This is a genomic window from Psychroflexus curvus, assembly GCF_020164585.1.
Classification (GTDB): Bacteria; Bacteroidota; Bacteroidia; order Flavobacteriales; family Flavobacteriaceae; genus Psychroflexus; species Psychroflexus curvus.
On the sequence record NZ_JAIQZF010000014.1, the window covers coordinates 1 to 3,330 of the forward strand.

The window sequence follows — 3,330 nt, forward strand, 5'->3', positions numbered from 1 at the left end:
ATGATTGGACAAAAAAAAGACGAGACCGTAGCCCCGTCGCAGGATAGTCAGATAACTTCCTAAAGAATAAAAATATGAAAAAAACTTAAGATTGCTTGTGTTTTTACACAGTATCTCGAGGGAATTTCGGTTTGAAAAAGAAATCAAAACCTCTTCCCTGGAGGGAAGATTGAGATGGGTGTTTTGCTAAAGGCTAACGGCCAACAGCCTTGAATACCAGCCCACCTGATTGACGCTAGTCGGGCAGGTTGACCAGTCTACCAGTTAATTAGTTAACCTTTTTACCAGAAGTCAGCGTCTTCGTCAAAGTCCATGTCTTCGTCATCGTTACATAAAGCGCCCTGCCGATTATACCACTATTCGATTACACGATTACACGAAAAAGCAGCAAACCTGAGTTGAGTTGTTATTGAGTCTTTGAGTCTTTGAGTGGTGGGTATAGAATTATAAAAATAATCAAGTAGTACATAAACCAAAACGGTCGACGCTATTTAGGGAAGGTCAGTATACCAGCCCGCCTGACTGACGCTAGTCGGGCAGGTTAACTAGTAGTTTTAGTCAACGTCAAAGTCTTCGTCATCGTTACATAAAGCGCCCTGCCGATTACACCCTTACACGAAAGAGCGCAGCAAACTTGAGTTGAGTAGTCTTTGAGTCTTTGAGTGGTGAGTATAGAATTATGAAAATAAACAATTAGCATATTAAGCAAAACGGTCGACGCTATTTAGGGAAGGTCATTGTTCTATGTTCTTTTCTCCTTTTTCTAATATCTAACGTCTGATATCTAATATCTACGAAAAAAAGATTCCCTGCCTTTGCCAAGGAAACGCAGGCAGGCCTGCCTTCCAAGTTAACGCAGGCAGGCTCCCTACTCCCTACTTCGCATTCAAAAAAGCAAGCTTGTAACTCAGTCCTATATTGCCAAATACGCTGGCCAACTCCCCTCCTAAGGCTTTGGTATACCCCACAGAACTTCTCAGCGATAAGGTTGGGGATAGTTTTAAATTGATTCCTGCGGCTGGTTTTAAAATAAAACCCTGACCAGTGCTGATGTTACCTCCGCCGGCGCCGCCTGCCAGAACCTGACCAAACACTTGAATGGTATTGCCGAAAAGAGCTGACGACTGAAGTCCCAGACCGGCAATACCCTCGGCATAGGCTCCTGCATTACCGAAATTCGCAAAAGAGGTTTGTCCTGCTAAATAAAAGGTTTTGTTTAGAAAATAATTCAGCTGAAAAGAGATCTGGTGTAAGTCTTCAGTAGGATTTGAAGTGCGCTGAGCATCTAAGTAAACCTCTTGTTTTAAAATAGCTTCAAAGCCTTTAAATGTTGCAGACCTGCTTTTGGTTTTGTTTTCTATGCCATTGAAGTTGGCGTAGTATTTTAGCCCCAAACCGTAGGTGGAAGAGGAGAAATGGGAGTCAGGCGTCAGCATAAAACCTGTATTGATGGAGATATACATGTCATCAAACAAGCGTTGTTCCAGGGATAAATCCGGATAAATCATAAACCCGCCCTGGGAGTCTACACCACCGCCGCCTCCAGCGCCCATGCCGAATTTGGTGAGCAGGTTGGTTGTATTGTTGTTAAAACTAAAGTGATAGCCTCCGCCTAAAAAAATATCCATATACCCGGCAGGTATACCGCTGTAGGCGCCGTCAGCTTTGAAAAAAACAAACCAGTTTTTATCCAGATAGGCATCGATTTCAAGCCCAACAAGCCGGATGGTAGTGTCTGCTGAAGATGAAACCTTAGCAATTGTAGAATTTTCACTGACATTTAAATTATTCAGATGCAGCATAAATGAAAAACGCCTGGAAGGCTTATCCCAGGAGGTGTTTTTTAAATCAGCTGAGGTGTATTTTTTCTCAAGGTGGTCGAAAGTGGCGTAGTCAAAATTCAATGGAATCTGCATACCAAAATGCAATTGATGACTTTCAATCTGACCATTGTCGATAAAGTTGATGTAGCTATAACCCAGCGTGAGAGAAAAGGGCCTGAATTGAAATCCCAGGTCCGCATGGGGTAATATAAAAGCGCCACCGCCATCGGGAGCACCAGCGCCGCCACCCCCACCAAAGTGTAAACCGGTGTCCATAAAGAGTAAATCGCTGAGGGGAGTCTTAAATCCGGCGTTTAAGCCCAAAGTGAAAAACCCGCCACGCTGACCGGTAAGCGATCCGTAAATTCCCAGGCCTGTATAGAAGTCACCAAAGCTAAGGTTATAATGCAATCCGGACCAGCCCATATTTGGCTCGCGAAGGCCCTCCGGATTTGCAGGCATGTCGATGGATAAAAAGTCAATCTGACCAAAACCCCTTTGTTCTCGCTGCTGAGGGAGGTGTTCAGAATTTTGTGCAAAGGCAAAGCTAGTTACCAGAAAGGCGAGCAGGAGTTTCATCAACATAGAATAAAGTGTTATATATCTACAAATATATATGAATACGTTTAAATTATTTCCACCTCGACTAATTCAGTGAACAGTGAAAGGTTTTTAATGCCGTGCCTGACTCGGGATCTCTTTTCGTAGTATGGTTAGACTTAAAAACCTTTTCAATAGCTATAGGGTTTGGTTCTCCGGACATTTCGAGAGTTCATCAAGCTTGAGTTAAGTAGTTTGTGAGTCTTTGAGTGGTGGGTATAGAATTATGAAAATAATTAAATAGTATATTAATCAAAACGGTCAACGCTATTTAGGGAAGATCAAACAGCCAAAGGCTAATTGCTAACAGCCAACACCCTAGTTGACCAGCCCGCCTGACTGACGCTAGTCGGGCAGGTTGACCGGTAGACCAGAAGTCAAAGTCCATGTCTTAGTCATGATCTCGCGCGATTGCATCGCGCTAGCTGGAGGTACTGAGTTGAGTTTTTTTTTGCAGAGTAGATGAATCTAAAAAACTACGAACAAGCTTAATGCCAGGGGTGACGCGATACAATCGCGCACCAACTTTGATCTCGCGCGATTGCATCGCGCTAGCCCGAAACTGCAATCGAGCACCAAACTTGTCTCTGGCTTCAGCCAATAGCCAACGGCTAAAAGCCTAGTTGACCAGCCCGCCTGACTGACGCTAGTCGGGCAGATTGACCTGTAGACCAGTTTCAACGTCTTCGTCAAAGTCTTAGTCATTGTCGCCTAAAGCGCCCTGCCGATGATGCGATAGAGCGCAGCGATTTATTTCTACTTACGTTTCCCCACCTTACTAGGAAAACACCCTTTGCCTTCGGCATTTCCCTCGTATGTTTGATTTCATATAAATATAGATTTATAAATTTAAAGAATCAATTATAAAGGGTCTCAATAAGAGTATGGTTCTTCCCTTGATAACAAT

1 protein-coding gene is annotated in these 3,330 nt (G+C 43.5%); it reads right to left on the reverse strand.

Annotation, left to right across the window (positions count from 1 at the left end):
- Positions 1-875: 875 nt before the first annotated feature.
- Positions 876-2,408, reverse strand: a complete 1,533-nt coding sequence (locus LB450_RS13545; RefSeq protein ID WP_224489790.1) for a hypothetical protein — start codon at positions 2,406-2,408, stop codon at positions 876-878.
- Between the last annotated feature and the right edge of the window lie 922 nt (positions 2,409-3,330).